Source organism: Mesorhizobium sp. M0040, assembly GCF_040323505.1.
GTDB lineage: Bacteria > Pseudomonadota > Alphaproteobacteria > Rhizobiales > Rhizobiaceae > Mesorhizobium.
Map to the genome: position 1 here is coordinate 107,683 of NZ_JAMYVA010000016.1, position 25,818 is coordinate 133,500.

Consider the following 25,818-nt stretch of genomic DNA (forward strand, 5'->3'; position numbering starts at 1 on the left):
GCGATGTCACCCCCTCAGTCAGTCAAGCCGTAGAGGCGTGTGCGAAACGCCACCTTGTCCTTCAGATATGTGGTTTTCAGAACGTCCACAACATGCGATCGCCAGGCGTCGCTGAAGCCTTCATAGTCTCTGTAGAGGCCCGGCTTGTTGAAGACGTAACGCGAAACGAAGTCCTGCGGCACGAAGTCCGAGATCAGCTGGTTGGTCAGCCAGGCGTCGGGATGGTCCGGCTTGGCGCGGATGACCAGGAAGCGCTGCTGCGGGAAGACATCCTCGATCTTGAGATGGCCGAGCTGGGCGATCTCGCGCTTGGCGGCGTTGAGGAAGGGAAAATTGCCGTCCCTGGTGATCAGATCGGTATGGCCGTGGATCCAGGTCTGCAGCCAGACCTTATCGACGTCGGTCAGATTGCGGTCGGGCTCGGCGTCGCGGATCAGCGCGCGCACCACCATTTCGGCGCGATGCTCGAGATAGCCGGAGGTTTCGATCCATGAGGCGCGCGGCAGCTCGATGCGGCCGGTCGAAGCGAGGAATTTGAACACCTTGTCGGCGTCGTGGATCGAGAGGTAGCTCACCTGCCAGGGCCGCGAACGGCGGAAACCCGGCGCTGCCGGGTCGCTGATCACCGTCGTCACGTCGGGATCGACGAACACATAAAGTCCGCCGAAATGGCTGGTCCAATAGGCATTGTGGCGGAAGATCACCTGGTCCGGCACCAGCGCATTCTCGCGGATGTCGCCGCAGATCTTCGCCAGCTCGACCATGTGGGCAAGCATGGCGTTGTCGCGCCAGGCATCCGGTTCCTGCTTCAGCCGGTCGACCAGCTTGCCGAGTTCAGCGGCCTTGCCGAGCACATCCTCGGCCGACAGCACCTTGAATTCGACCTGATTGATCGACAGCAGGTCCTCGATGTCGTCGACCTTGGGGACCGAATCCTCGATCTCGCCGTAGATGACGTCCTTGATCGTCAGCGCATCGATGGCGCGCTGGTTCTTGGACATGAACTCGTACATCAGCAGCGAAGTGTTGGAGAACGCCGTGTGCACCACCGGCAGGTCGATCTGCGACGGCGTCAGGATGATGAAGCGACGGTTGACCTCGTTCGGATCGAGGTAGCTGTAGTCGCCGCATTCCTCGGCGACCTGCGGCGAGAAGCCGGTGCGATCGATCTCGAAGCTTTTCAACTTGGTCGGCTTCAAGCCGAACGCGACCATCGCCTTGTTGTAGCGCTGGATCAGGTGCGGCTCGTCGATCGTCAGCAGCCGGCCGTAGATCAGCTCGTTGTCGCGCAACAGATCGGGTTTCTTGGCGGGGCTCATGCTTTCTTCTTCCCGTTCACGGGGAGAAGGTGTCCGAACGGCGGATGAGGGGCGCGAACGCTCCTTCTCCCCTTGTGGGAGAAGGTGGCCGAGCGAAGCTCGGTCGGATGAGGGGTGTTCCAGCTTGACGAATACCCCTCATCCGTCGCCTTCGGCGACACCTTCTCCCACAAGGGGAGAAGGGGGCGTCGGCGCATCTCACGCATTCCACAGCCCCTTTTTCTTCATATCCTCGATCTCGCGGACGGCACGCTCCCGCAGACGGGTGTCGCGGATCATCTTGGTCACCGCCGCATCATCGGACTTGTCGGAATAGCGGAACTCGGAATCCGCGTAGCGGTTGATCTCCTGCATGACCATGTCCATCGAGAATGGCCCGCGCAGCTCCTCGATCATCGCTTTCTTGTCGTCGTAACCCTTGTGCATGAAGGCTTCCGGCTTTTCGAACCACTCGTCCGGCAATTCGATGTCCATGGCGCGCATCTTGATGGCATCGGTGACGTTCTTGATGGCGCGACCGGTAAAGCGCGGCTCGGCATCCTTGATCATATGCAGATAAGTGCCGATGTCGGCCATCGTCTTTGGCGCGCCATTCTCCTTCATGTAGCGCTCATAGACCTTCATCAACCCGTCTTCCTGTGGCTTCTCATGCTCCTCGTAAGCTTCCATCACCGCGCGCTGGATCTCTTGCGCCACATAGAGCTTGTGGTCGCCGAGCGGGATCTTGTGGTTCTTGCCGGCGAGCAGAACGAAGATGTCGATGTAGTCGTCGCGGCTCTGCGGGCCGTCGACCAGCCAGCGCGCGCCGGCGCGCTGGCGTAGCGCGTCGTCGACGTTTTCGGGATAGTTGGAGAACATGCCGAACGAGCAGTTGCCGCGCACCACGGTCGCCGCACCTCCAAAGGCGTCCATCAGGACGCCGGTGATTTCCTGCTGGCCGGCCGAGGCGCGGTCGTCGGACCGGCGTGCCGCCACCTGGTCGATATCGTCGATGGTGCCGAAGCCGATGACGCGCGGGTTCAGCACATTGTTGATGAACTGGCGGCAGTTCTGGCCCGACTTGCCCTGGTAGGAGGAGATCTGGTCGACGCCGAAATTCTCGTAGGCGAAGGGATAGCCGGCGACCTGGCAATAACCATTGAGAAGACCGGCGATCATCTGGATCAACGTTGTCTTGCCGGTGCCGGGCGCGCCATCGCCGATAAAAGTGAACAGGAAGCCGCCGAGCTCGACGAACGGGTTCAGCTCGCGCTCGAAGTCATAGGCCATCAGCATCTTGGCAAGCTTGACCGACTGGTATTTGGCGATGTGGTTGCCGACGACCTCTTCCGGTTTTTTGAAGGTCATCACCAGCGGCTTTGCCCGCTTACCCGGCGCGACGTCGAAGCCGTCAAGGGTAAAATCGTCGACGTCGATGCGGATATGCGCGTTCTCGAACGGACCGATGCCGTCGAAGCGGCCCTTTCGCGCCAACAGCCCGTCGATGGCGACGCGGGCAAAGGCGCGGGCGCGGGTCATCAGGTCGGCATCGTCCTTCGAACCTGCTATCGCCCTGTCGAGCCCGGCCACGATCGACTTCACCGCATCCTGTGGCGTGTCGAACAGAAAGTCCGGCTCGGGCGTGTCGTTCGGCGCCTCGCCGTCGCTGTCGATCAGCTGGAACAAATAGGAGGCAAGGCTGAAGGCGGAGATGTAGGCAGAGGCCGACAGCAGCTTCTTGAAGGTGGCAGCTTCATCGCCTTCGAGCGGCGCGCGGGCGTTTTTCGCCTGCAGACTTTCGAGGTCCGAGCCCTCGGCGAAGACATCCGATATGGCCAGCGCTATCGCTGTGCCGCGCCGGGCGCGAAACAACAGCGTGTGCTGCGGGATGGTCAGCAACTGGTCGTCGGAATGGACGGCGGCGACGGTTTTGGAGAGCTCGACCTCGCGCGTGCGGCGCACCGAGCCGACCGAGACGGTAGAGACGAAGCGGCGGTTGGTGCCGGCAAGCGCGGTGCCGGACTCGCGCGATGGGTCCTCCAGCACGACGATGCGAGTGATGAAACTTTGCGCAGTGGCACGGTGCTTTTCAATTGCCGCTTCCGGGATGGTGGTCAGGCCGGTGTCCATGGAGGATGCTCCGCGATTTGACGGTCAGACGTCGCTGATGACCTGCCCTTTGGACAGGATGTGGACCTTGTAGCCCGAAAAGATCTTCTGCGCCTCGCCAGCGGCATAGAGCGCCTGATAGGCCTCGTGCGGAATCAGCGCATGGTTCTCATAGCTCGACACGCCTTGCCGCGCCGCCTCGAGATCGTCGGTATTGATGAAGAATTCCTGCGTCGTCTTTTCGCTCGAAAACAGCCCCTTGCGGCCTGGCTTTTCGGCCTTGGAAAAGACCTCCTGGATGGTCCAGGTCAGCAGCCAGGCGTTTTCCGGCTTGCGCACTTTGGCCAGCACTTCGCTCACCGTCGAATTGTTATCGGTAATCCCTGCAGAATAGAACGGGCCGAGCACGACGCGACGCAGCTGCTTGGGATGCAGCGGCTCGAAATCCTTGTCGAGGTTGACCGCGATGGTCGCCGGCGACAGCGCGTAGGCGGAATTCTTCTCGGTGAAATCGTCGAAACGGTGGGCAAGCTCGGGATTGAGCAAGCCGTCGACCGGCAGCGGAATGTCGACCCTCTCATTAAGTTTGCCGCTGGAGTCGACAAGCTGCCGGATCATGTCGTCCGAGGAATCCTCGACCGTCACCATATACACAAGCGGCAGGTTGGCGCTGCCGTCGAAGCAGGCCCAGTGGACCAGATAATAGGGCCGCAACGTCTTCGGATTGACCGACACCTTGACCGTCTGGGCCAGCGTGAACGGGCCGAAGGTGGTCTCGCTCTTGACGTCCTCGAGGTAAAGCCGCTCGGCCATCGACTTCTGCAGCGCTTCGGGAAATTCCTTGTGGCGCAGGATGAAGTCCGCCATTTCCTCGCGCAACTCATCGGCCAGCGGAAGGTTGGCGAGTCGCGCATCGGCCTGGAGCCGGTCGTTCTCCAACTCGAGCAGGTTCTGGAAGACCGGAAAACCGCTTTCGGCGCGCGAGATGCGGAACGTCTCGGTGAAGCCCAGCCGGTTGCGCCAGCACGAGAACGACTTGTCGAGCCGCGCAATATATTCGGCCACGACCTTGGTGACGATGCCGTGCCGGTAGAGCGGCGAGCGATCGTCGCGCATGAACACTTCGAGGCCGCCAAGTGCCGCCGCGATCGCCGAGAAATAGCGCGCCGCCGCTTCGTTTTCGGGGGTCATGCTGCCAGCCCTTGGGAGCAGTGCACGTGCAGCAATTACGATTGCACGTAATTTGCCGAATTGTGCTTCTTCATCACATCGTCGAAGCGGCGGGCGAAGGCATCGTCGGCGAGCTTCTTGCGGCGCTGGATGTCGGCGGTGGCGACCATGTTCTTCTCGTGCATTTCAAGCAGATCGCCGATGTGCTTTTGCGAGGCGGCACCAATGCCGGCCATGGTCTCTTCGGCGGTGTTGTCGACCTGGCTGCCCAGCGTGTTGATCTTGTGGGCGACATCCTGTTGGGCGGCGGTCTTCAGCGAATCTTCCAGCGCCTTGTACAGAACGATGCGCTGCTCGGTATCGATGGTCAGCTTGTTGATCAGCGTCGATTGCGCCGCGATCTGGTTGTTGAGCGAGTCAACGAAGGTCTGGAACATCGAGGTGTAGCGCTCCAGCGTCTGGCTTTCGGCCAGCAATTCCTGCTCCTTGGCCTGCTTCTCGTTGTATTCCGTGGCCAGTTTCGAGCGTTCGCCTTCCAGCTGCGTGCGCACCTTCTGGCTGGTCGAGGCGGCGATCTTGTTCTCGATGTCGAGCAGCATCGGGTTGAGCTCCTCGATGCGCTTCTGCACGGTCTCGAGATTGGACATGGTGGTCTTGCGGCGCTCGATCACCTGCGACAGGCTGGCCTCGGAGGTCTTGTAGCGCGTGTCGAGAACCTGCTTCTGCGCCTTGAGGATGCCGACGATGGTGTCGGATTTCGCCAGCAGCTCCTGCAGATTGCCGGCCAGCGACATGTTGCGGACGCGGTCGGTGCGCAGGCGCTGCTTGCGCTGGCTGGAGAAGACACCGACGAAATTTTCCCAGCCGGTGTAGTTCTTCATGCTCTCGAATTCGGCGCCGAAGACGTTGGTGGCGTCCTCGAGGCCGATAATCAGGTCGGCGATATTGCCTTCCATCACCTTCTGCTGCTTCAGCACATCCTCAATGCGGGCATTCTCGATGTCGAAATTGGCGTCGCCGATCTTCTTGTCGGCGGTGGCGAGCGTGTCGAGCACGCTACCGGACTGCTCGATCTTGGTGCGCATGTCCTCTACGACCTGCTTGGTCTTGGCAATCTCGGCATCGAAATTCTGCAATGTCGCCATTGGGGCCTCCCGCTTCGGCATCGGTTTCGTTTCGCAAACCGCCGCGAATATATGTGCCGGGTTTGGCGAATGAAAGACGGAAGACATGGGATTACAGGAAAACAAAAGAATTTCAGGAGGCCGACCGCAGGATAGTCAGGCAATGATTACGGTGTAACTGCCGTCCGGTCAGACACCGCTTCAACCGCGGCTGGACTTTAGGTCGGGAGCGATGCTCAGGGCTTGGGATCGGCCTTGAGGTAGGCGATGACATTGGCGATGTCATCGTCGCTGGTCAGGCCGGAGAAGGCCATTTTGTTGCCCGGGACCTTCTGCCGCGGCGCGCGCAGGTATTCGGCGAGGTTTGCTTCGTCCCAGACCAGGCCGGCGGCGCCGGCGTCCTTCATCCCCTGCGAGTAGCGGCTGAGATAACTGTCCGCGGTGCCGGCGGTGCGGCCGACGACACCCAGCAGATGCGGGCCGACCTTGTCGTGGTCGCTCGTTGCCTCATGACAGGCCATGCATCTGTTGAAGACTTTCCTGCCGAGAGCGGCATCGCCGTCGGCATGCGCGGCAAGAGCGCCGGCGATGAGGAAAGCAGCGGCAGACGAAATGGCTCGAAGCATGGGAACTCCCCGACGGCTCTGAGAGGTTCTGAAATAGGAAGCAGGCCTTAAACAAGCGCCGCACGATGGCGCGATTGGCGAACGAATGTCGGCCGGGAGGTCGGATGAAAGCAATAGCGCTGGTCAGGTTTTGGTGAAGCCGATGAAATCGTCGGGCACGGCGCGGCCCATTTCTTCTTCCCAATGGCGGCGGCAGAGCGAGACATAGACATCCTTGCCGATCGCCACCTGTTCGCCCTGTTTCGCCACCTTGCCGTCGGCGCCGAGGCGCACCACCATCGTCGCCTTGCGGCCGCAACGGCAGATGGTGCGCACCTCGCGCAGGTCGTCGGCGATTGCCAGCAGGGTGCGCGATCCGGAAAACAGCTTGCCTTGGAAATCGGTGCGCAGGCCGTAGCACATGACCGGGATGTTCAGCCGGTCGGCGATGCGGGCGAGTTGCCAGACCTGCTCCTCTTCGAGGAACTGCGCCTCATCGACGAAGACGCAATGGACCGTGGCGTGGTCGTGATGCTCGGCGACCCGGGCAAACAGATCGTCGCCGTCGCGGAACATCTCGGCTTCCGTCTCCAGGCCGATGCGCGACGAGATCAGCCCGGTATCGCCCTTGCGGTAGTGGCCGGCGATGAACAGCATCGTCGTCATGCCGCGCTCGCGGTAATTATACGAGGCCTGCAACAGCATCGTCGTCTTGCCGGCATTCATCGTCGCATAATGGAAGTACAGCTTGGCCATGCCGTCCTTTTAAGCCGAGTTGCAACAAAGCGGGGAGGGGGAGCGCCTACATTCCACCGGGAAAAGGCGACTTCCATCCGGAAAGCGGCGGGCGTGTCGCTGATCGGCCAGCCTGCGCCGTTGTTCGTGATTGCCTTAGTGCTTGAAACCGCAGCAGAATGATGTTTGGCTGACGGAACAAAGGCGGAGATAAAACCGTCGCTTCGCTTCACCGAGAACTGAAATGGGAGAATTTTCATGTCGCGTATGAGTTCATTCGTCGCCGGCCTCGGCCTGGCGGCTTTTCTATCCACGACTGGGGCCTTCGCCGGCGATCCGGAAAGCTGCAAGACGGTGCGTCTGTCCGATGTCGGCTGGACCGACATCCAGGCGACCACCGGCGTCGCCTCGGTGCTGCTCACGGCGCTCGGCTACGAGCCGCAGGTGATCCAGCTTTCGGTGCCGGTGACCTATGCGTCCCTGAAGAACAAAGATCTCGACGTGTTCCTCGGAAACTGGATGCCGTCGATGACCAACGACATCAAGGACTATGCCGCCGAAGGCTCGGTCGAGACCGTCAGTGAAAATCTCAGCGGTGCCGGCTACGGCATCGTCGTTCCGACCTATGTCGCCGATGCCGGTGTCAAGACGCTGACCGATCTCGGCAAATTCAAGGACAAGTTCGACGGCAAGATCTACGGCATCGAGGCCGGCAATGACGGCAACCGCATCATCCTCGACATGATCAAGGATCCGAAGACCAATCTCGAAGGCTTCGAACTGGTCGAATCTTCCGAGGCCGGCATGCTCACCCAGGCCGACCAGTCGATGAAGAACAATGAATGGATCGCCTTCCTCGGCTGGACGCCGCATCCGGTGATGGGCGCCATGAAGATCACCTATCTCGAGGGGATGGGAGATAGCGGCTTTGGTGCTGCCACCGTGCATACCAATGTACGCAAGGGCTACATGAGCGAATGTCCGAACGCCGGCAAGTTCATCGCCAATCTGAAGTTCAACCTGGACATGGAAGGCGAGATGATGGACGCGATCCTGAAGGGCGGCGACGCCAATACGGTCGCGACCGACTGGCTGAAGAAGCACCCGGACGCGGTCGCTCCCTGGATCGCCGGCGTCACCACCTTCGACGGCGGCGATGCGGCGGCTGCGGTGAAAACGGCGCTCGGAAGCTGACCCGACCATCTGGCATGACGAGACAAGGGGCAGCCACGGTAGAAATGGCTGCCCTTTTTCATATCCTGTGACAAGATGACCGTCCGGCGAAGGACGGCGCCGGTAGAAGAGGGGCTAGATGGATCCGATCTCCAAATTCCTGGTCAGTTACAAGATTCCCATCGGGGCATGGGGGAAGGCGTTTTTCGGCTTTCTCACCGACAATTTCGACACCATCTTCAGGGCTTTTTCCAACAGCCTCAACTTCCTGCTCGACGGCATCGTCGACGGGCTGCTGTTGCTGCCGCCGGTTCTGCTGATCGCGCTGATCGCTCTGCTCGCCTATTTCCTGCAGCGCTCGAAAGGCCTGGCTTTGGCGGTATTCATCGGATTGCTGTTCATCCTCAACCAGAACCTGTGGAAGCAGACGGTGGAGACGCTGGTGCTGGTGGTCGCCGCCGCCGCCGTGTCGATGGCCATCGGCGTGCCGCTCGGCATCTGGGCCGCGCACAAGCCGAAGGTGTATCGCGTCATGCTGCCGGTGCTCGACCTGATGCAGACATTGCCGACCTTCGTCTACCTGATCCCGGTGCTGACCCTGTTCGGCCTCGGCAACGCGCCCGGCCTGATCGTCACCATCATCTTCGTCATCCCGACCTCGGTTCGGCTCACCCATCTCGGCGTCACCTCGGTGCCGAAATCGATCGTCGAGGCGGGCGAGGCGTTCGGCGCCACCAAGCGCCAGCTGCTGTGGAAGGTCGAGCTGCCTTCGGCGCTGCCGACCATCATGGCTGGGCTGACCCAGTCGATCATGCTGTCGCTGTCGATGGTGGTGTTCGCCGCCCTGATCGGCGCCGGCGGCCTCGGTACGGAAATCAACCGGGCGCTCGGTTCGCGCAGGATCGACCTCGGGCTTGAGGCAGGGCTGGCGATCGTCGTGCTCGCCATCGTGCTCGACCGGATGACGCGCATCGGCGTGGGAGGCAAGAAATGACCGTCGCCGTCGATTTCAGGAATGTCGACATCGTCTTCGGCGCCGACCAGGCAGGCTCGCTGGCGCTGATCGACAGTGGTGCCACCCGAGCCGAGATCCTCGAACAGACCGGCAACGTACTGGGCTGCGCCGGCGCCAGCCTCACCGTGAACGAGGGCGAGATCTCGGTGCTGATGGGGCTTTCCGGCTCCGGCAAATCGACGCTGCTCAGAGCCGTCAACCGGCTGAACGTCGTCTCGCGCGGCCAGGTGCTGGTCAAGGACGGCGACGGTACGGTCGACGTCGTCACCTGCGACGAGGCGACGCTTCGGCGGCTGCGGCAGAAGCAGGTGGCGATGGTGTTCCAGCAGTTCGGGCTGCTGCCGTGGCGCACGGTGGAGGAGAATGTCGGCCTTGGCCTCGAGCTCGCCGGCGTACCCGAAGCCGAGCGCAAGGAGCGGGTGAACAGGCAACTGAAGCTGGTTCATCTCGACCAGTGGTCGAAGAAATATGCGCATGAGCTTTCCGGCGGCATGCAGCAGCGCGTCGGCCTGGCGCGCGCCTTTGCCACCGAGGCGCCGATCCTGCTCATGGACGAGCCGTTCTCGGCGCTCGATCCGCTGATCCGGACCAAGCTGCAGGACGAGTTGCTGCAGCTCCAGGCCGAGCTGAAGAAGACCATCATCTTCGTCAGCCACGACCTCGAGGAGGCGCTGAAGATCGGCACCCATATCACCATCATGGAAGGCGGGCGCATCGTGCAAACCGGCGCGCCGGAAGACATCGTGCTGCGGCCCGCCAACGACTATGTCCGCGACTTCATCGCCAATGTGAACCCGCTCTCGGTGCTGACCGCGTGGAACGTCATGCGCGACCGCCGCGACCTCGAACACGGCGAGAACGGCTGGGTGTGGCTCGACCGGCGCAGGACGACGCGTTTCAAGATCGACGAGCATGGGCTGGTGGCGGCGGCCGAGCGCGACGGCAAGCCCGCGGTATGGGTGTCCTGCGCCGATGTCGAAGCCCAGCCGGAGGAGACGGCGCAGGTGTTCTGGGCCAATCCCGGCACCTCGCTGAAGACCGTGATGCTGGCCATGCATCGCTCGCAGACGGCACCGGTGGCGCTGTTCGACGACCAGTCGCGCTTTGTCGGCGCCATCGGCGTCAGGGATGTGCTGAGCGCGGTGTTGAGAAGGTAGTTTTTCTCCTTGGGGAGAGAACCAAGACCAAACGCCGAGTTCTGTCGCGCCCCCCTCTGTTCTGTCGGACATCTCTCCTACTTGGGGGAGATCGGCGGTTTCGCGGACGGCTCTCACATTCCAACGTTTGTAATTGGCGAAATCGGCGACGACGGCCAATCTTCCCACCTGTGGAGGAGGTGTCCAGCAGAACAGAGGGGGCGCGAAGGAACGCCGGCTTAGCCCGATACCGCAAGCTAAACCGCAAGCGGCAGGCGCAGCTCCGTCATCAGGCCGCCATCGGGATGGTTGGACAGGCTGACTTCGCCGCCGGCGCTACGGGCGATGTTGCGGGCGATGGTCAAGCCGAGGCCGAGGCCGCCGGTCTGACGGTTGCGCGACTGTTCCAGGCGCACGAACGAGCCGAACACGGCGTCGAGCTCGGCTTGCGGTATGCCCGGACCCTCGTCATGGATCGCCAGCGTGATTGTCTTGCCTGATTGACGCAGGCTGAGATGCGCCCTCTTGCCATAGGTCACCGCGTTCTGGACGAGGTTGGTGACACAGCGCCGTAGCGCGACCGGCCGCGCGACGCAGATCAGGCCGCGCGAGCGCGCGTCCTCATTGTCGAAGGAGACCTCGTCGAAGCCGTCGGCGATCGATTCTACCAGCGACCAGAAATCGATCCTCTCGCTCTTCTCCTCGGTCACCTCGAAAGTGGCGAAGTCGATGACCGAGCTGGCAATGCCTTCGATGTCGGCGAGGTCGTGCGCCAGTGCGGCGCGCACGGACGAATTCCTCAGCAGTTCGAGGCGCAGCCGCATCCTGGTCAGCGGCGTGCGCAGGTCGTGCGCCAGTGCGGCCGCAAGATGCTCGCGGTCCTCGACGTAGGCGCGCAGCCTCGCCTGCATGGCATTGACCGCCTTTGCCGCGGTACGCACCTCGCGGCTGCCGCTCTCGGCGATCGGCGGGCTTTTCAGGTCCTCGCCGATCCGCTTCACCGCGGTCTCCATCATCCGGTAGGGCGCCGTCAGCCGGCGCAGCGACCAGATCGAGGAAGCCACCACCAGCCCGGCGATCAAGGCATAGAGCGGCAGGCTATCGAAGCTCAGTATCGGTCCGGCCGGTGTGTTCGGCTCGGTGAAGTTCAGCCATTGGCCGTCGGCAAAGCGAAGCGAAGCGGTCAGCTTGTCGCTCTGGGCGAAATCGGCCGCCAGCACCAGCAGGTCGCGCTCGACCTGGCCGATATCGGGACCGGCGACCGTCCCACCGGGAGCGTCGGCTTCGTGCGTTGCCGGGTCGCGGCGGACCCGCGCGTCGGTGATGCCGAACTTCGATAGCCGACCGACCAATATGTCTTCCAATTCGGCCAGTTCGTCGTCGCCGGCTATCGACGAAGTAACGGCGGGCGTGTCGGAGACGGTGAGCGCATAAGTGGCGTTGAACAGGCCGGAGGCCGTCGCCTTGCGCTGTTCCGGCGTAGCATCATGCATCAGCTGCACCAGCGAGAAGGCGCGGTCGTTCAGCCGGTAGAGATCGACGACGTCATTGGCGGCGGCACGGTCGCGCGAAACGATGTAAAGGGTCGCGATCTGGCTGATCAGCAGGCCGGCGATGACGATGAGCAGCACCCAGACCGGCAGCGTTTGCGGCAGGATGCGTCTCATTCGGAGGTCGTCTCAGGCAGGAACTGGTAGCCGCCGCTGCGCACGGTCAGGATCAGCTTCGGCGTTTTCGGGTCGTCCTCCATCTTGCGCCGCAGCCGGCTGACCAGAATGTCGACGCTGCGGTCGAAGCTGTAGCCGCTGTCGCCGCCGGACAGCTCGATCAGCTGCTCGCGGCTCAGTACGCGCTGCGCGCTCTTGACGAAGGTCTGCAGGAGATTGAATTCGGCCATCGTCAGCTCGATCCTGACGTCGCCGGGCGCCATCAGCCGGCGGCGCGAACAGTCCATCGTCCAGCCGGCGAAATGGTAGATCTGCCGCGAGGCGGCGCGTCGCGGTTCGGCGGCGCCATTGCGTCTCAAGACGGCACGAATGCGTGCGAGCAGCTCGCGCGGATCGAAGGGTTTCGGCACGTAGTCGTCGGCGCCCATCTCCAGCCCAACCACGCGGTCGGTAGTTTCGGTAACCGCGGTCAGCATGATGATCGGCGTCGAATAATTGGCGCGCAACTCGCGGCAGAGCTCCAGCCCGCTCTTGCCGGGCAGCATGACGTCCAGGACGATCAGGTCGACCTGGGCGCGGCGCAGGATGGTCTCCATCTCGGTGCCGTCGGCGGCGATCGATGTATGCAGCCCTCGCTTCTGGAAAAATTCCTGAAGCAGGTCGCGAATGCCCTTGTCGTCGTCGACGATCAGTATGTGGGGTCGGATTTCACCGGGAACCTGTCATTTGTGGATCGCCCAAGCGCTGCTTCGGCCGTCAGCCAGACGATAGAATTCAGGCCATAAGTTGGCCAGTGAAGATCGGCGGCTCGATCCGGGCTGCCCAGAAACAATCCAGAAACAAAATTCTACAATCCGGAAAAACTGCCGAAAAAAATCAAAGGCATAAGTGGTGCCGTGGCGGTCAGGTCATCGGCTGCGACACGCGTTACGGGATTACGGACAGACCAAAGCAAAGGTTCTCGATCAGTCTGATGGGTGCGTTGCTTTCCATTTCGCTCGTCACGGCCGCGGTCGAACATGCCGATGCAAAACTGGCCGATGCGAAGGTGGCCAATGCAAAGGCGGCCGATGCAAAGGTGGCGACCACCCGCAGCGAGCGTTGCATCGATCTGAACCGCCAGTTTGACGAAGCCCTCGAAACCCATGCCGCGGCAACGCAGGTCACCGCTGCGAAAGCACTTCAAAGAAAGGGAAACCGGTTCTGCGCCAACAAGAAACAGGCACAGGGAATCCGGATGCTCGCGAATGCTTTGAAGCTGCTTGGAGTGACACCGATCGATCCCGTTCAGTGACACAATCCGATCTGCACAAAAAGGAAGTGAAGCCATGAAAAAGTCCCTCCTCTCCGCCCTCGGTCTCGCCATCGCGCTGGCCGTCTCGATGCCGGTTCTCGGCGCCAGCAGCGCCAATGCCGCGACCACCACCCCGGCTGCGACGACAACGACGACCGCTGCGCCGGCCAAGGCCGTGAAGAAGGTCGCTGCCAAGAAGACCGTCAAGAAGCACAAGAAGCACGCGGTCAAGGCAACTCCGAAGGCCTGATCAAGCGACATCTTTCTACCCTATGAGAAGACCGCTCCAGTTGCGATTTGCCTGGAGCGGTCGTCTTTTTTGTTGCGTGCAGACAGTAGGGCCAGTCCCGGCCCACACCCCCCGTTGAACGCCAGACGGCAGTTCCCACATAGGCACGGACTTTTGAACTGCGCCTGCCGGGAAGCCGATCGCGCGCGGTTGAATGGACGACCGCTTTTGCCCATGTCAAAATGACCGCAAAGCTGTCGTACGCAATTGCCGGTCCAATGCCTGAAATCACGACAAAACCCCGTACCAGCACGAAGCCGAAGGTCGAACGGCCGAAGCTCTACAAGGTCATCCTGGTCAATGACGATTTCACTCCGCGCGAGTTTGTCGTGACGGTGCTGAAGGCCGAGTTCAAGCTCAGCGAAGACCAGGCGCATAGGATAATGATCACCGCGCACCGGCGCGGCGTCTGCGTTGTCGCCGTCTTCACCAGGGATGTCGCCGAGACTAAGGCGGCGCGGGCAACCGATGCCGGCAAGGCCAAGGGCTACCCGCTGATGTTCACGACGGAGCCGGAGGAGTAGGGCGGTTCGCTTTCTTCCTTCTCCCCTTGTGGGAGAAGGTGGCCGAGCGAAGCTCGGTCGGATGAGGGGTGTTCCAGCTTGGCAAGGACGGCACTCCGTCCAGCACCCCTCAACCGTCTTGGCGCTGCGCGCCAATCCACCTTCTCCCACAAGGGGAGAAGGATAAACCGCGTTACCGCCCTTCGCGGTACCACATCGAGCCCATCGCCAGAAGCAGCAGGCCGAGGCCGAGGAAGCCGCCGAACAGCGGCACGCGCGAGACGGCCTTGAGCACGCTGTCGTCGGTGGTGCGCAGGCCGATCCAGTCATTGCCGGAAGCCGCGCCCGAGGAACGGACCGGGACTACGGATGGCAGCGTGACGGTGCTGGTCAGGTTGCCAATGGCCGATGCCGGCGCCAGCCGGCGAACGCTGCCGCCGGTTGCCTCAGCCGGTGGTTTCAGCCGGTTCTCGGTGGAGACGACGTCGGTGAATTCCGGGGCGTTGACCGGCCCGACATGGGCCAATGCCGTCAGGTCGCCATTGCCGACCTGATAGAGACCGATTTCGCTGGTCTCGACGCTGCCGAGGAAGACGCCTGGCTCGGATTTCTCGAGCCTGACGATCAGTGCCTTGCCGGACGGCGTGATGACTTGCGCCGGGCCGGGATCGTCGCTCATCGTCTGGCGGCGGATTTCCAGCACCATGCCGCGGCCGTCGGCGGTCAGCCGCTCTTCCTCGAGTTCGGGCTCCTTCATCAGCCAGTGGGCGATGCGCCGGTAGAGCTGGACGTGCGGGCCGCCGCCCTCGAATCCGCGCGCCCACAGCCAGCCCTGATCGGACAAAAGCATGCCGACGCGGCCTTCGCCCTTGCGATCGAGCAGTAGCAGCGGCCGGTTGTCGGCACCCTTCATCACCACCTCGCCCTCGGGGTTCTCGACGCCGATGGTGCGGAACCAGCGGCTCCAGTGCGGCGGCTCGGTCGCGGAGCCGTCGAGCCCACGCGTTACCGGATGACGCTGGCCGGTATCGGTGAGACGTGGGTAGAAGGCCTTGTCGATGACCTCGCCGGTCGGCATTGCCGGCAGTGCCGACATCAGCGGCGTGCGGGCGATCGAGCTTTCGCCGGCATATTCGGGGCCTGCCGCGATCAGTAGCGCGCCGCCCTTTTCGACATACTCGGAGATGTAGTCGTAATAGAGGATCGGCAGCACGTCGCGGTGCTGATAGCGGTCGAAGATGATCAGGTCGAAATCTTTGATCTTCTCGACGAACAGCTCGCGCGTCGGGAAGGCGATCAGCGACAATTCGTTGATCGGCGTGCCATCCTGCTTTTCCGGCGGGCGCAGGATGGTGAAGTGCACGAGGTCGACCGAAGCGTCGGATTTCAGCAAATTGCGCCAGGTGCGCTCGCCGGCATGCGGTTCGCCGGAAACAAGCAGCACGCGCAGATTTTCGCGGATGCCGTCGATCAGCGCGATGGCGCGGTTGTTGGTGTCGGTGAGTTCGCCCGGCTCGTGGTTGATGGCGAGTTCGACGATGTTGCGCCCGGCGCTGGGAATGGTCACCTGCAGCGGCATCGCCTGGCCGATGTTGGCGTGCTCGACCGATACCTGCTCGCCGTTGACCGATACGCGGACATCGACCGGGCCGGTCTCGTTGTTGGTGGCGATGACACGATACGTCATGTCGAGCGGCTTGCCAACGAGGCCGAAGCGCGGCGCATTCTCGAAGCGGATGCGGCGGTCCTTCTCATGCTCGTTGCCGGTAATCAGCGCGTGCAGCGGGGCATTGAAGTCGGGTGCGCCGGGCGGCGCGTCATGCACCTCGCCATCGGTGATCATGATGGCGCCGCCGATGCGCGACGGCGGCACGTCGCGGAAAGCATTTTCGAGTGAGGAAAACAACCGCGTCTCGGTGCGCTCGTCGGCGGCTTCGGACTTGCCGGCCTCGACGACACGGACGTCGAACTGCTTGAAGCGGCCGAGACGCTGCTGAAGCCCGGCCAACGCCTCATCGGTCTGTTTGGTGCGGTCGCCGATATCCTGGCTCTGGCTGCGATCGACGACGACCGCGACGATGCTTTTCAGCGGCTCGCGCTCTTCGTTGAGAAACACCGGATTGAGCAACGCCGCAGCCAGCGCAATCAGGGCTGTCAGGCGGAAGACCGCGCCGCGCTGGCGAAACCAAAGGCCGGCCAGCGCCAGCAGCAGCAGCGGCACCAGAACCACGGCGAGCAGCGGCCAGGTGATGAGCGGTTCGAAGGCGAGCGACCAGTTCATGGTCTATTGCCCCAGCCGTTCGAGCAGCACCGGGACGTGCACCTGGTCGGATTTGTAGTTGCCGGTCAGCATATACATCATGATGTTGACGCCGGCGCGCAGCGCATAGATGCGCTGCATCGGATCCGACGGCACCGTCGGCAATAGCGGGTCGCCATTCTCGTCGACCGCCCAGGCGCCGGCGAAATCATTGGCGGTGATCATGATCGGCGAAACGCCGTCGCCGGTGCGCACCGGGCGGTTCTCGGTGTTGCTGGCTTCGAGCGATGCCTCGACCCAAAGCGGGCTGCCGGCAAAACGGCCAGGAAACTCCGGAAGGATGTAGAAGGATTTGGTCAGCACGTGGTCCGACGGCACCGGTTCAAGCGGTGGCACGTTGAGGTTGCCGAGGATGTCGCGCAGCCGCTCCGTCGCCGGGCTGGTCGAATCCGCACCAATGCCATTGGCGAACTGGTCGCGGGTGTCGAACAAGACCGTTCCGCCCTGCTGCATGTAGGCGTCGATGCGGGCGATGGCGGCCTCGCTGGGCATCGGGGCCGAGGGATCGATCGGCCAGTAGATCAGCGGATAGAAGGAAAGTTCGTCCTTCGAGATGTCGACGCCGGCCGGTGCTCCGGGTTCGAGCGCGGTTTTTTCGATAAGAAAGCGGGTCAGGCCTTCGAGCCCGGCGCGGCTGATCGAATCGACACCCGGCTCGCCGGTCAGCACATAGGCGATCCGGGTCTTTGAAATGTCCCCGATCGCCTCCGTATCTCCCGGCTTGGCGTCGTCGGCACGCGCGACGTCCGCGTGGCCAATCAAGGCGCCGAGCGCAATCAGCAGGACGGCTGCCGTCGCCGCAGCGCCGGCACGGCGCGGCCGGCGCGACAACAGGCCGCCCATCCAGAATACGGCAAGCGTGTCGAGCACCATCAGCACCAGGGCGGCCGTGACAAGCGGACCTTTGAGGTTGCGCTGTTCGTCGAAGGCATACTGGATGGTGGTGACCGGCACCGTGATATCAGGCCGGGCCAGCGGCGTGAACGCGCTGTCGCCACCGAGCAGATTGTGAGCGAACACTCCCGTTTCCGAGCCGTAGAGGCCGGGCGGGTTTTCCAGCGTCACCGGCAGCGGGCCGGCGCCGGGCACCAGCGGCCTGGCATCCGGCGTCGGCGGCACCAGCGTGCCGTCGGCGGCGATCATGCGATAGGGTGCCAGCGACGTGGCGGCGGCCTCGGCATTGGCGACAGCCGCGCCCTGGTTGCGCGACAATTGCACGATGCGCCGCAGCATCTCGACGAAGCTGCCGGAGATCGGCAGGTTGGACCACGTCGCCTCGGGGGTGACGTGGAACAGCACGAGGGTACCCTTGTCCTTCTTCATCCCGGTCACCAGCGGCGTACCGTCGGCAAGCGTAGCCCAGGTGCGCTCGACGATGTCGGGCGTCGGTTCGGCTAGGACCTGCCTGGTGACGGTGACCTCGGTGGGCGGCGCGAGGTCGGCGAAGGGACCGGTTTTCGGGAATTCGGTGACCGGCTGCGGCGCCGTCCATGACAGCGCGCCGCCAAGCGATCGTTCGCCCGTGCGCAGCCGAACTGGCAGCAGGTCGTCGTCATTGCCGGCAGCGGCCAGCCGCGAACCGGCAAAACGCACCAGCGTGCCGCCCTTGTCGACCCAGTCAACCAGCCTTTGCCGCGCTTGTTCCGGAATGGTGCCGACATCGGCCATGACGATCATCGCCGGCTTCTGATCGAGCAGTTGCGGGATGGCGTCGGCGAGATCGACGCTCGACGGCTCGACCAGATCGGCGAACGGCTGCAGGGCGCGGCGGATGTAGTAGAGCGGCGACAGCAGCGGTTGCGCCTGGTCGGCCTCGGCCTGCGACAACAGCCCGACGCGGCGGCGTTTTGAGCTCTCATCGAGCACGCGGACGGCACCGGCCTGGCGCTCGCCATCGAGCGCGATGTAGGCGAAGTCGTTACGCAGTTCGAACGGCACCGCCACCGTGCCGGTGGCGGTGGTTCCGCCCGGGGCAAAGGTCAGCGTCGCGTCGGCAATGCGGCGCCCCTTGTCGTCGAACGCGCCGGCCGTCACCTGTGCAGGTGCCGGATCGCCCGGTGCGCGGATGGCGGTCAGGGCGAAGCCGTCGACCTGGTTGTCGGCGCCGGTCAGGCCGGTCAGCGACAGCCGGTCGGAGACGGCCCAGACAACACGTGCCGCGTTCTTCGACAACAACGTGTTGAAGGCGGCTTCGTCGCCTTGCGCCGCCAAGCCATCGGCGAGCACCGCGACGCTGGCGCCAGGCAGCGACTCCAAGGCTGAAGCGACGCGGGCATAGACGGCGGGGCGGTCGGTCGGGATCGGCCGCGGCTTTGCCGCGCGCAGCCGGTCGAGCGCGGCAGCGGCATCGAAGGGACCGATCTCGGCATTCGGCTTCTCGGCGGTGAAAGCGATGAGCACCGGCACGCCGTTCGAATTGGCATCGGCGATCAGCCGCTCGGCGGTGGCGACCCGCTTGCCCCAGTCGGCGGCACTTGCCCAGTCATTGTCGATCACCAGCGCCAGGGCAGCGCCCTCGGCCGGCAGCTTTTCGCGCGGATTGAAGACCGGTTCGGCAAGTGCTGCCACGACAAGCGCGGCCATCAGCAGCCTGAGCAGCGTCAGCCACCAAGGGCTCTGCTGCGGCGTTTCTTCGCGCCTCAGCACGCGGGCGAGAATCCTGAGCGGCGGAAACACCTCGGTTTGCGGCCTGGGCGGGGTCAGCCGCAGAAGCCACCAGATCACCGGCAGCGCCAGCAGGCCCCACAGCACCATCGGCGCCCCGAAGGAGAGCGGCAGCCAACTCATGCGCGGGCCCTCCCGGCAAAGGCGCCTTCGCCGGTCATCGCCATGTGGATGCGCACCAGCGCCTCGGAGGCAAGGCGATCGGTATGATTGACGGTAAAGCTCCAGCCAAGCCGTTTGCACCAGGCGGCCAGTTCCTGGCGGCGGGCGGCATAAAGCAGGCGATATTCCTCGCCCAGCATTTCGGCGCGGCCGGCGGTCAGCTTGTCGCCGGTCTCAGGATCGGTGAATTCGGTGCGCCCGGCATAGGGGAAGCTTTCCTCGGCCGGATCGGCGACCTCGACCAGATGGGCGCGCACGCCGTGGCGGGCGAGCACGTCCAGCCACGCCATGGTGTCCTCGACCGGGTCGAGGAAATCGCTGACGAGGACGATGTCGCAGAACCGGCGAATGCCGGATAGGTCGGGCTTTGCCGGCAGGTCGGCGGCGTGCATCAGTTGCGCCGCGATGCGCTCGGCGCCATTGCGGGCGGTGAACGGGTCGGTCAGGCCCGGCCAGGCAATGCGCTCGCCGCTGCGCGACAAAAGCTCGGCCATGGCCAGCGCCAGCACCAGGGCGCGCGATTCCTTGGGAACGCTGGCTCCGGTCGATTTGTAGAGCATGGAAGGCGAGGGATCGGCCCACAGCCACACCGTGTGGGCGGCCTCCCATTCACGGTCGCGGACATAGGTGTGATCGTCGCGGGCGGAACGGCGCCAGTCAATGCGCGAGGAATCGCCTTCGACATAGGGCCGGAACTGCCAGAAATTCTCGCCGATACCGCGCTTGCGGCGGCCATGCCAGCCGGCAATTACCGTGTTGACGATGCGGCGCGCCTCGACCAGCAGGTCCGGCACCAACGAAGCCCGCAACCGGCCTCTGGCGAGCGCATCGCGCGTCGCTGCCGGTGCCTGCGCTTCACCGATGCGCGCCATCAAATCCCTTTCGCGAGCTTCGCCACAACATCGCGAACCGTGGTGCCCTCGGCGCGGGCGGCGAAGGTCAGCGCCATGCGGTGCTGCAGCACCGGCTCGGCGAGCGCGCGAACGTCGTCGACCGACGGCGCCAGCCGGCCATCATAGAGGGCGCGGGCGCGGGTGCACAGCGTCAGCGCCTGGCTGGCGCGCGGGCCTGGGCCCCAGGCGACGTGCTTGTCGGTATCGGCGTTGCCCTGGCCGGGGCGCGCTGAGCGCACCAGCTTGAGGATCGCCTCGACGACGCTTTCCGGCACCGGCATACGGCGGATGAGCGTCTGGATGTCCTTCAGCCGCGCCGGCTGCAGCACGTTTTCAGCCTTGGCATCCTCGATACCGGTGGTTTCCAGCAGGATGCGGCGCTCCGCCTCGATCTCGGGGTAGAGGATATCGACCTGTATCAGGAAGCGGTCGAGCTGCGCTTCCGGCAGCGGATAGGTGCCTTCCTGCTCCAGCGGGTTCTGCGTCGCCAGGACGTGGAACGGTGACGGCAGATCATGGCGCACGCCAGCAATGGTGACGTGGTATTCCTGCATCGACTGCAGCAGCGCCGACTGGGTGCGTGGCGAGGCGCGGTTGATCTCGTCGGCCATCAGCAGTTGCGCAAAGATCGGCCCGGAAATGAAGCGGAAGGAGCGCTTGCCGAATTCATCCTGCTCCATCACCTCGGAGCCGAGAATGTCCGATGGCATCAAGTCGGGCGTGAACTGGATGCGGCGCGAATCGAGGCCGAGCACGATGCCCAGCGTTTCGACCAGCTTGGTCTTGGCGAGGCCGGGCACGCCGACCAGCAGTGCATGGCCGCCGGCCAGCAATGCGACGAGCGTGCGCTCGACGACGCTTTCCTGGCCGAAAATGACCCGGCCGACGCCGTCACGGACCCTCGAAATGTCGGCCAGCGCTTTCTCGGCCTGCGCCACCATGTCCTTTTCGCTGATCGGGCTTTCCTTGATCATAACGCTCATGCAGCATCGATCCTTCTGGTTGGAAATTCCGCTTGGCACCTTGGTGCCGCAGAGAATGCCGCGATTCGGCCTCGCATGGCGCCTGCAATGAACTTAAATCACAGACTTAGGCTGACAAGCGGAACAACAGTGACTATTTCGTGACCATGACGGAAGCCGCCGACTATCGTGAAGAGAGGCTGACGGCCGCGACCGAGGCGCGCGGGCTGGAGGCGCTGGTCTCGCGCGCGACGCGCGCTGGCAAGGGGCCGGCGCCGGTGGAACGCTGGAATCCGGCATTTTGCGGCGATCTCGACATGGAAATCAAGCAGGACGGCACCTGGTTCTATCTGGGAACGCCGATCGGCCGGATGCCGCTGGTGCAGCTTTTTTCCTCAGTGCTGCGCAAGGACGCGGACGGTAGAACCTACCTGGTGACGCCGGTGGAAAAGGTCGGCATCCGCGTCGCCGACGCGCCCTTCATTGCCGTCGAGATGGACGTGTCGGGCGCCGGCGACGGACAAATCGTCACCTTTCGCACCAATGTCGGCGACGTGGTAGAGGCTGGGGCGGGACACCCGCTGCGCTTCGTCGATGAGGACGAGACAGGTGGCCTGAAGCCTTATGTGCTGGTGCGCGGGCGGCTGGAGGCGCTGGTGGCACGGCCGGTGATGTACGAGCTGGTCGAGCACGGCGAAGAGATCGACATCGGTGGCAAGACGATGTTTGCCGTCCGTTCCAAAGGCGAGGTCTATCCAATCATGCCGGCTGAGAAACTGAAACGGCTGAGCGCATGATGGACCGCCTATGATGGATCAGGTGATGCCGTTGCCGTTTTCCGCTGCCGGGTTTCGCCAGCGCGTCGCGGCGCAGCCGCTGGCGCATGCCGGCGACGATTTTGGCGACCACCGCTTCAATCCGGGCCATCCCAGGCTGAAGCTGGCCAAGGCGCTGCGCGATGCCGCCGTGCTGATCCCGGTGGTCGATCATGGCCATGAAGCCACGGTCCTTTTGACCAGGCGGGCGGAAAAGCTGCGCAACCATTCGGGGCAGGTGGCTTTCCCCGGTGGTACCATCGATCCAACCGATGCGAGCCCGGAAGCGGCGGCGTTGCGCGAGACATCCGAGGAGATCGGTCTCGATAGTGATTACATCGAGATCATCGGCCGTCTGCCGGACTACGTTTCCGGCAGCGGCTATCGCATCGCCCCGGTGCTCGGGATTGTGCGGCCCGGTTTCAGCCTGACGCTGAATTCCGACGAAGTCGATGCCGTCTTCGAGGTGCCGCTGGGCTTTCTGATGGACCCCGCCAACCACACCAGAGACAGTCGCATGTGGAACGACCTCGAATGGTTCTATTACGAGATGCCCTATGGCGGCCAGCACATCTGGGGCGTCACCGCGGGCATCATCCGTACGCTTTATGAAAGGCTCTATTCGTGAGCGATCCAGTGTCGATCGCGGGCAAGGCCGGGTGGCTCGGCGAACGCCACCTGCAGCGCCTGCTCGCCGCGCTGACTGATGGCCGCGAGGAGGCGCGTGTCGCCGGCGGTGCGGTGCGCAACGCGCTCATCGGCCAGCCGGTCGCCGACATCGACATCGCCACCACCACGGTGCCCGAGGAAACCATCCGGCGCGCCGAGGCGGCAGGCTTCAAGACGGTACCGACCGGCATCGAGCATGGCACAGTCACCGCGGTCGGCCACGGCAAGGCCTATGAGGTCACCACGCTGCGTGCCGATATCGAAACCGACGGCCGGCGCGCCAAAGTGTCGTTCGGCCGCGACTGGAAAGCCGACGCTGAGCGGCGTGATTTCACCATCAATGCACTCTATGCCGAAGCCGATGGAACGGTCGTCGATCTGGTCGGCGGTATCGCCGATATCGAAGCGCGGAGGCTGCGATTCATCGGCGATCCGGAAGCGCGTATCCGCGAGGATTATCTGCGCATCCTGCGTTTCTTCCGTTTCTTCGCATGGTATGGCGAGGGCAGGCCGGATGCCGAAGGGTTGAAGGCTTGTGCCCGGCTGAAGCAGGGGCTCGACCAGCTCTCGGTCGAGCGCGTCTGGTGGGAATTGAAGAAATTGCTGTCAGCGCCAGATCCGTCGCGGGCGCTGCTGTGGATGCGCCAGGCCGGCGTTCTGACCGCCGTTTTGCCGGAAAGCGAGAAATGGGGCATCGATGCCATCCACGGGCTGACCAAGACCGAGAAGGATCTGGCCTGGGCGCCGGACCCGCTGCTCAGGCTGGAAGCCATCGTGCCGCCGGATGCCGCGCGCATGAAAACGCTTGCCGAGAGATTGAGGCTTTCCGTGAGCGAAGCAAGCCGGCTGCGGAATTGGGCGATCACGGCTGCCGTCGATCCGAAAACGACCGAAGGAGAGTTGGCGAAAAGGCTTTATTTTGGCGACCGCCAAGGCTTTGTCGATCGGTTGCGGCTGTTGCTCGCTTCCGCTCGAGCCCGCGCGGTCGAAGACAATGACGCACTGCTCGAAGCCGGCGGCTTCTCGCGCCTGCTTGCCTTCGCTGCAAAATGGCAAAACCCTGTTTTTCCGGTCAAGGGCGCCGATCTGACGACGCTTGGCGCATCACCGGGGCCGAAGCTTGGTGCAACGTTGAAGAATCTCGAAAAGGAATGGGTCGAGTCCGGTTTTGCGCTTGATCGCGGCGCGCTGCTCAAGCGCGCCGCGGAGGCACTCGAATCCTGACCGTCACGCTGCGTCGCGGACCTTTTCGATGCGCGAGCGGATCGCCTCGATCATCGTCTCGCGGATCACCGTCTCGCCGTGCGTCTCGCGCAGATGCTCGACGGCACGGCGCATGACCTCAGCCTCCTCCTCGGCGCGTGTGTGCCACTCGCAGCCGGGTACGAGCGACCCGCAATGGAATTCCTTCATCGGCTTCTCCTCATTTCCTCCTTGGAGCGCCGCGCCGCGCAATGACACGGAAGCTCCAGACCTTTGACTGCGCGATCCGGAAACCGCGTCCGGTATCCGGGCTACACGCTGGCCAGCTTAGCATAACACGATCGAACGGTTTTGGTTGCCTTAGAGTGCCGTGCGTCCAAGCCGACACGCGGCCCTCTAGTGATCGGGTTGCGAAAAGGCGGAGCATCGCTGCTCCGCCCTCTTACGCTACCCAGGAGTAAGACCTCGTCTTGCTCCAGCGGGCAGGACATCACTTCACGATCTTGACTGCCTCGGCAATTTTATCCTTGCCGCTCATATCCCACGTGACGCGGACCTTTTCGCCGACCTTCAGGCCAGGATCCTTGAAGGTCTGGGGCAACGTAAAGGTGGCTCCGTTATCCAGAACTAGGCTCATCGCCGTTCCATCAAAGCTTTTGATCGTGCCGGTGGTGTGCTTGACCGCAGCGAATGCGGCAGTACCAGAGGCGAGAACGGCAGCGGCGGCTGCGGTCATAATAAGCTTGCGCATGGCATGCTCTCCTGGAAAATGCGGGCACCGCTTGGGAAAGGTGCCCCATTCAATCATGGGCCGTCCGGTCACGTCGGGTCGCGGCTCTCGGGAGTAAAGAACCGCCGGCGTTTCCCGGCCCGACGCGACAAATAGCCCAATCTTTACAATGGTATATTAGACGAAAAAGATATTTTCTGGCGCGCCTTGCGCCACATTCGCCGTCAAATTCTGGGGATTTGGACCCGATTGCGGCTCACGTCGTGCTCACCGAGATTTTACGGCCATTTCGCTTCTGGCGGCAGGCTGGACAGGATCGAGGCGACATTGCCGCCGGTCTTCAGCCCGAAGATGGTGCCGCGATCGTGAAGCAAGTTGAATTCGACATAACGGCCGCGGCGGATGAGCTGCTCGTCACGGTCGCCATCGGTCCAGTTGTCATTGAAGTTGGCGCGCACCAGATGTCCGTAGACGACGAGAAAAGATCGCCCGACGTCCTGGACGAAGTTGAAATCGGCGTCCCAGCCGCCATTGTCCTCATCCGAATGCAGCCAGTCGAAGAAGATACCGCCGGTACCGCGTGGCTCGTCGCGGTGCGGCAGGTAGAAGTACTCGTCGCACCAGGCTTTGAATTTCACGTAGTCGGCGATCGCCGCGTTCTTCTCGCAGGCAAATTGCATCGCTCTGTGGAAGGCGATCGTGTCGGGGTCGTCCTGGCTGCGGCGGCGGTCGAGCACCGGTGTCAGGTCGGCGCCGCCGCCGAACCACTGGCGCGAGGTGACGACCATGCGCGTGTTCATATGCACGGCCGGCACGTTGGGGTTCCACGGATGGGCGATCAGCGAAATGCCGCTTGCCCAGAAGGAGGGGTCCTCTTCGGCGCCCGGCATCTGCTTCCTGAATTCGGGCGAGAACTCGCCGTGGACGGTCGAGGTGTGGACGCCGACCTTCTCGAAGACGCGGCCGTGCATCATCGACATGATACCGCCACCGCCCTTGCCGGCATCGCGTTGCCACGGCGTCTTTTCGAAGCGGCCGGGCGACCAGCTGGCCTGCGGCCCCTGCAGGTCCTGCTCGATCTGCTCGAAGCTGGCACAGATGCGCTCGCGCAACGTCTCGAACCACAGCCGTGCCTTCGTCTTCTTCTGTTCGATGTCGGCTGGCAGCCCCGCCGGTATCTCGGGTCGTTGCAAATCCTGTCTCCGGTTGCGGGCGCGCCCGACAAATGACTCGTCTTTTCCGGCCGCGATCCCTAATCTCTTGGGTGCAAAGGTCAAGTGTG

24 protein-coding genes are annotated in these 25,818 nt (G+C 63.3%); 9 read left to right on the plus strand and 15 right to left on the minus strand.

Annotated features, from left to right (window positions below):
- Nucleotides 1-14: 14 nt before the first annotated feature.
- The 6 genes from NKJ91_RS16575 to NKJ91_RS16600 all read right to left on the minus strand — a co-directional run bounded on the left by NKJ91_RS16575 (nt 15) and on the right by NKJ91_RS16600 (nt 7,062).
- Nucleotides 15-1,319, minus strand: a complete 1,305-nt coding sequence (locus NKJ91_RS16575) for a DUF6638 family protein (RefSeq protein WP_352456447.1) — start codon at nt 1,317-1,319, stop codon at nt 15-17.
- Between the two features lie 198 nt (nt 1,320-1,517).
- Complete coding sequence (locus NKJ91_RS16580; RefSeq protein WP_023679510.1) at nt 1,518-3,428, minus strand: AAA family ATPase; 1,911 nt, start codon at nt 3,426-3,428, stop codon at nt 1,518-1,520.
- Nucleotides 3,429-3,452: 24 nt separating this feature from the next.
- Nucleotides 3,453-4,598, minus strand: coding sequence for a hypothetical protein (locus NKJ91_RS16585; RefSeq protein WP_352456448.1), 1,146 nt, complete (start codon nt 4,596-4,598; stop codon nt 3,453-3,455).
- A 35-nt stretch (nt 4,599-4,633) separates the two neighbouring features.
- Nucleotides 4,634-5,722, minus strand: coding sequence for a hypothetical protein (locus NKJ91_RS16590; RefSeq protein ID WP_352456449.1), 1,089 nt, complete (start codon nt 5,720-5,722; stop codon nt 4,634-4,636).
- Between the two features lie 215 nt (nt 5,723-5,937).
- Entirely contained in the window at nt 5,938-6,327 is a 390-nt protein-coding gene (locus NKJ91_RS16595; protein WP_352456450.1) for a c-type cytochrome, read from the minus strand.
- Between the two features lie 123 nt (nt 6,328-6,450).
- Complete coding sequence (locus tag NKJ91_RS16600; RefSeq protein ID WP_023679506.1) at nt 6,451-7,062, minus strand: thymidine kinase; 612 nt, start codon at nt 7,060-7,062, stop codon at nt 6,451-6,453.
- A 237-nt stretch (nt 7,063-7,299) separates the two neighbouring features.
- Here NKJ91_RS16600 and NKJ91_RS16605 point away from each other — a divergent pair, with 237 nt between their 5' ends.
- The 3 genes from NKJ91_RS16605 (at nt 7,300) to choV (ending at nt 10,386) form a co-directional block, all read left to right on the plus strand.
- Nucleotides 7,300-8,235 (plus strand): choline ABC transporter substrate-binding protein, encoded by a 936-nt coding sequence (locus NKJ91_RS16605; protein ID WP_023679505.1) that lies wholly within the window; start codon nt 7,300-7,302, stop codon nt 8,233-8,235.
- Between the two features lie 118 nt (nt 8,236-8,353).
- Nucleotides 8,354-9,208: a choline ABC transporter permease subunit gene (gene choW / locus NKJ91_RS16610; protein ID WP_254819158.1), complete on the plus strand. Its 855-nt coding sequence runs from the start codon at nt 8,354-8,356 to the stop codon at nt 9,206-9,208.
- Complete coding sequence (gene choV / locus NKJ91_RS16615; RefSeq protein ID WP_023679503.1) at nt 9,205-10,386, plus strand: choline ABC transporter ATP-binding protein; 1,182 nt, start codon at nt 9,205-9,207, stop codon at nt 10,384-10,386. Before choW ends, choV begins: the two co-directional genes overlap by 4 nt.
- Before the next feature lie 236 nt (nt 10,387-10,622).
- Here choV and NKJ91_RS16620 read toward each other — a convergent pair whose 3' ends face one another.
- Together NKJ91_RS16620 and NKJ91_RS16625 are read right to left on the minus strand one after the other, a co-directional pair.
- The gene (locus tag NKJ91_RS16620; protein WP_023679502.1) at nt 10,623-12,032 is read right to left on the minus strand and encodes an ATP-binding protein; all 1,410 of its coding nucleotides are present in this window, start codon (nt 12,030-12,032) and stop codon (nt 10,623-10,625) included.
- On the minus strand, nt 12,029-12,739 hold the full coding sequence (locus NKJ91_RS16625; protein WP_352456463.1) for a response regulator: 711 nt from the start codon (nt 12,737-12,739) through the stop codon (nt 12,029-12,031). The genes NKJ91_RS16620 and NKJ91_RS16625 overlap by 4 nt, the downstream gene beginning before the upstream one ends.
- Before the next feature lie 266 nt (nt 12,740-13,005).
- Here NKJ91_RS16625 and NKJ91_RS16630 point away from each other — a divergent pair, with 266 nt between their 5' ends.
- From NKJ91_RS16630 to clpS, 3 genes are all read left to right on the plus strand, one after another.
- A complete protein-coding gene (locus NKJ91_RS16630) occupies nt 13,006-13,326 on the plus strand; it encodes a hypothetical protein (protein WP_352456464.1) in 321 nt (106 codons plus the stop codon).
- Nucleotides 13,327-13,360: 34 nt separating this feature from the next.
- Entirely contained in the window at nt 13,361-13,576 is a 216-nt protein-coding gene (locus tag NKJ91_RS16635; protein WP_352456451.1) for a hypothetical protein, read from the plus strand.
- A 257-nt stretch (nt 13,577-13,833) separates the two neighbouring features.
- Complete coding sequence (clpS, locus tag NKJ91_RS16640) at nt 13,834-14,139, plus strand: ATP-dependent Clp protease adapter ClpS (protein WP_023679498.1); 306 nt, start codon at nt 13,834-13,836, stop codon at nt 14,137-14,139.
- 172 nt (nt 14,140-14,311) lie between these two features.
- On the opposite strand, the gene NKJ91_RS16645 is transcribed toward clpS, so the two are convergent.
- From NKJ91_RS16645 to NKJ91_RS16660, 4 genes are read right to left on the minus strand one after another with little or no spacing between them, the layout of a single operon-like run.
- Complete coding sequence (locus NKJ91_RS16645) at nt 14,312-16,399, minus strand: hypothetical protein (RefSeq protein ID WP_352456452.1); 2,088 nt, start codon at nt 16,397-16,399, stop codon at nt 14,312-14,314.
- A gap of 3 nt (nt 16,400-16,402) precedes the next feature.
- A complete protein-coding gene (locus NKJ91_RS16650) occupies nt 16,403-19,225 on the minus strand; it encodes a DUF4159 domain-containing protein (protein ID WP_352456453.1) in 2,823 nt (940 codons plus the stop codon).
- Nucleotides 19,222-20,136, minus strand: coding sequence for a DUF58 domain-containing protein (locus NKJ91_RS16655; RefSeq protein WP_352456454.1), 915 nt, complete (start codon nt 20,134-20,136; stop codon nt 19,222-19,224). Before NKJ91_RS16655 ends, NKJ91_RS16650 begins: the two co-directional genes overlap by 4 nt.
- Entirely contained in the window at nt 20,136-21,140 is a 1,005-nt protein-coding gene (locus NKJ91_RS16660) for an AAA family ATPase (RefSeq protein ID WP_352456455.1), read from the minus strand. Before NKJ91_RS16660 ends, NKJ91_RS16655 begins: the two co-directional genes overlap by 1 nt.
- 146 nt (nt 21,141-21,286) lie before the next feature.
- On the opposite strand from NKJ91_RS16660, the gene NKJ91_RS16665 reads away from it, so the two are divergent.
- The 3 genes from NKJ91_RS16665 to NKJ91_RS16675 are packed head-to-tail and all read left to right on the plus strand — an operon-like array spanning nt 21,287 to nt 23,827.
- The gene (locus NKJ91_RS16665; protein WP_352456465.1) at nt 21,287-21,916 is read left to right on the plus strand and encodes a DUF1285 domain-containing protein; all 630 of its coding nucleotides are present in this window, start codon (nt 21,287-21,289) and stop codon (nt 21,914-21,916) included.
- 13 nt (nt 21,917-21,929) lie between these two features.
- On the plus strand, nt 21,930-22,562 hold the full coding sequence (locus NKJ91_RS16670) for a CoA pyrophosphatase (RefSeq protein ID WP_352456456.1): 633 nt from the start codon (nt 21,930-21,932) through the stop codon (nt 22,560-22,562).
- The gene (locus NKJ91_RS16675) at nt 22,559-23,827 is read left to right on the plus strand and encodes a CCA tRNA nucleotidyltransferase (RefSeq protein ID WP_352456457.1); all 1,269 of its coding nucleotides are present in this window, start codon (nt 22,559-22,561) and stop codon (nt 23,825-23,827) included. Before NKJ91_RS16670 ends, NKJ91_RS16675 begins: the two co-directional genes overlap by 4 nt.
- A gap of 3 nt (nt 23,828-23,830) precedes the next feature.
- Here the strand turns inward: NKJ91_RS16675 and NKJ91_RS16680 are convergent, their stop codons facing one another.
- The 3 genes from NKJ91_RS16680 to hemF form a co-directional block, all read right to left on the minus strand.
- Complete coding sequence (locus NKJ91_RS16680) at nt 23,831-24,016, minus strand: DUF1059 domain-containing protein (protein ID WP_023679490.1); 186 nt, start codon at nt 24,014-24,016, stop codon at nt 23,831-23,833.
- Between the two features lie 280 nt (nt 24,017-24,296).
- Nucleotides 24,297-24,557 carry a DUF1344 domain-containing protein gene (locus NKJ91_RS16685; protein WP_023679489.1) on the minus strand — a complete coding sequence of 87 codons (261 nt, stop codon included), beginning with the start codon at nt 24,555-24,557 and terminating at the stop codon, nt 24,297-24,299.
- Nucleotides 24,558-24,814: 257 nt separating this feature from the next.
- Nucleotides 24,815-25,729 carry an oxygen-dependent coproporphyrinogen oxidase gene (gene hemF / locus NKJ91_RS16690; RefSeq protein ID WP_352456466.1) on the minus strand — a complete coding sequence of 305 codons (915 nt, stop codon included), beginning with the start codon at nt 25,727-25,729 and terminating at the stop codon, nt 24,815-24,817.
- Nucleotides 25,730-25,818 lie beyond the last annotated feature (89 nt).

Bases quoted from the DNA above. Each gene is read 5' to 3' on its own strand.
- NKJ91_RS16575 (WP_352456447.1), bottom strand. From the start codon at position 1,319: ATGAGCCCCGCCAAGAAACCCGATCTGTTGCGCGACAACGAGCTGATC.
- NKJ91_RS16580 (WP_023679510.1), bottom strand. From the start codon at position 3,428: ATGGACACCGGCCTGACCACCATCCCGGAAGCGGCAATTGAAAAGCAC.
- NKJ91_RS16585 (WP_352456448.1), bottom strand. From the start codon at position 4,598: ATGACCCCCGAAAACGAAGCGGCGGCGCGCTATTTCTCGGCGATCGCG.
- NKJ91_RS16590 (WP_352456449.1), bottom strand. From the start codon at position 5,722: ATGGCGACATTGCAGAATTTCGATGCCGAGATTGCCAAGACCAAGCAG.
- NKJ91_RS16595 (WP_352456450.1), bottom strand. From the start codon at position 6,327: ATGCTTCGAGCCATTTCGTCTGCCGCTGCTTTCCTCATCGCCGGCGCT.
- NKJ91_RS16600 (WP_023679506.1), bottom strand. From the start codon at position 7,062: ATGGCCAAGCTGTACTTCCATTATGCGACGATGAATGCCGGCAAGACG.
- NKJ91_RS16605 (WP_023679505.1), top strand. From the start codon at position 7,300: ATGTCGCGTATGAGTTCATTCGTCGCCGGCCTCGGCCTGGCGGCTTTT.
- choW (WP_254819158.1), top strand. From the start codon at position 8,354: ATGGATCCGATCTCCAAATTCCTGGTCAGTTACAAGATTCCCATCGGG.
- choV (WP_023679503.1), top strand. From the start codon at position 9,205: ATGACCGTCGCCGTCGATTTCAGGAATGTCGACATCGTCTTCGGCGCC.
- NKJ91_RS16620 (WP_023679502.1), bottom strand. From the start codon at position 12,032: ATGAGACGCATCCTGCCGCAAACGCTGCCGGTCTGGGTGCTGCTCATC.
- NKJ91_RS16630 (WP_352456464.1), top strand. From the start codon at position 13,006: ATGGGTGCGTTGCTTTCCATTTCGCTCGTCACGGCCGCGGTCGAACAT.
- NKJ91_RS16635 (WP_352456451.1), top strand. From the start codon at position 13,361: ATGAAAAAGTCCCTCCTCTCCGCCCTCGGTCTCGCCATCGCGCTGGCC.
- clpS (WP_023679498.1), top strand. From the start codon at position 13,834: ATGCCTGAAATCACGACAAAACCCCGTACCAGCACGAAGCCGAAGGTC.
- NKJ91_RS16645 (WP_352456452.1), bottom strand. From the start codon at position 16,399: ATGAACTGGTCGCTCGCCTTCGAACCGCTCATCACCTGGCCGCTGCTC.
- NKJ91_RS16650 (WP_352456453.1), bottom strand. From the start codon at position 19,225: ATGAGTTGGCTGCCGCTCTCCTTCGGGGCGCCGATGGTGCTGTGGGGC.
- NKJ91_RS16655 (WP_352456454.1), bottom strand. From the start codon at position 20,136: ATGGCGCGCATCGGTGAAGCGCAGGCACCGGCAGCGACGCGCGATGCG.
- NKJ91_RS16660 (WP_352456455.1), bottom strand. From the start codon at position 21,140: ATGAGCGTTATGATCAAGGAAAGCCCGATCAGCGAAAAGGACATGGTG.
- NKJ91_RS16665 (WP_352456465.1), top strand. From the start codon at position 21,287: ATGACGGAAGCCGCCGACTATCGTGAAGAGAGGCTGACGGCCGCGACC.
- NKJ91_RS16670 (WP_352456456.1), top strand. From the start codon at position 21,930: ATGGATCAGGTGATGCCGTTGCCGTTTTCCGCTGCCGGGTTTCGCCAG.
- NKJ91_RS16680 (WP_023679490.1), bottom strand. From the start codon at position 24,016: ATGAAGGAATTCCATTGCGGGTCGCTCGTACCCGGCTGCGAGTGGCAC.
- NKJ91_RS16685 (WP_023679489.1), bottom strand. From the start codon at position 24,557: ATGCGCAAGCTTATTATGACCGCAGCCGCCGCTGCCGTTCTCGCCTCT.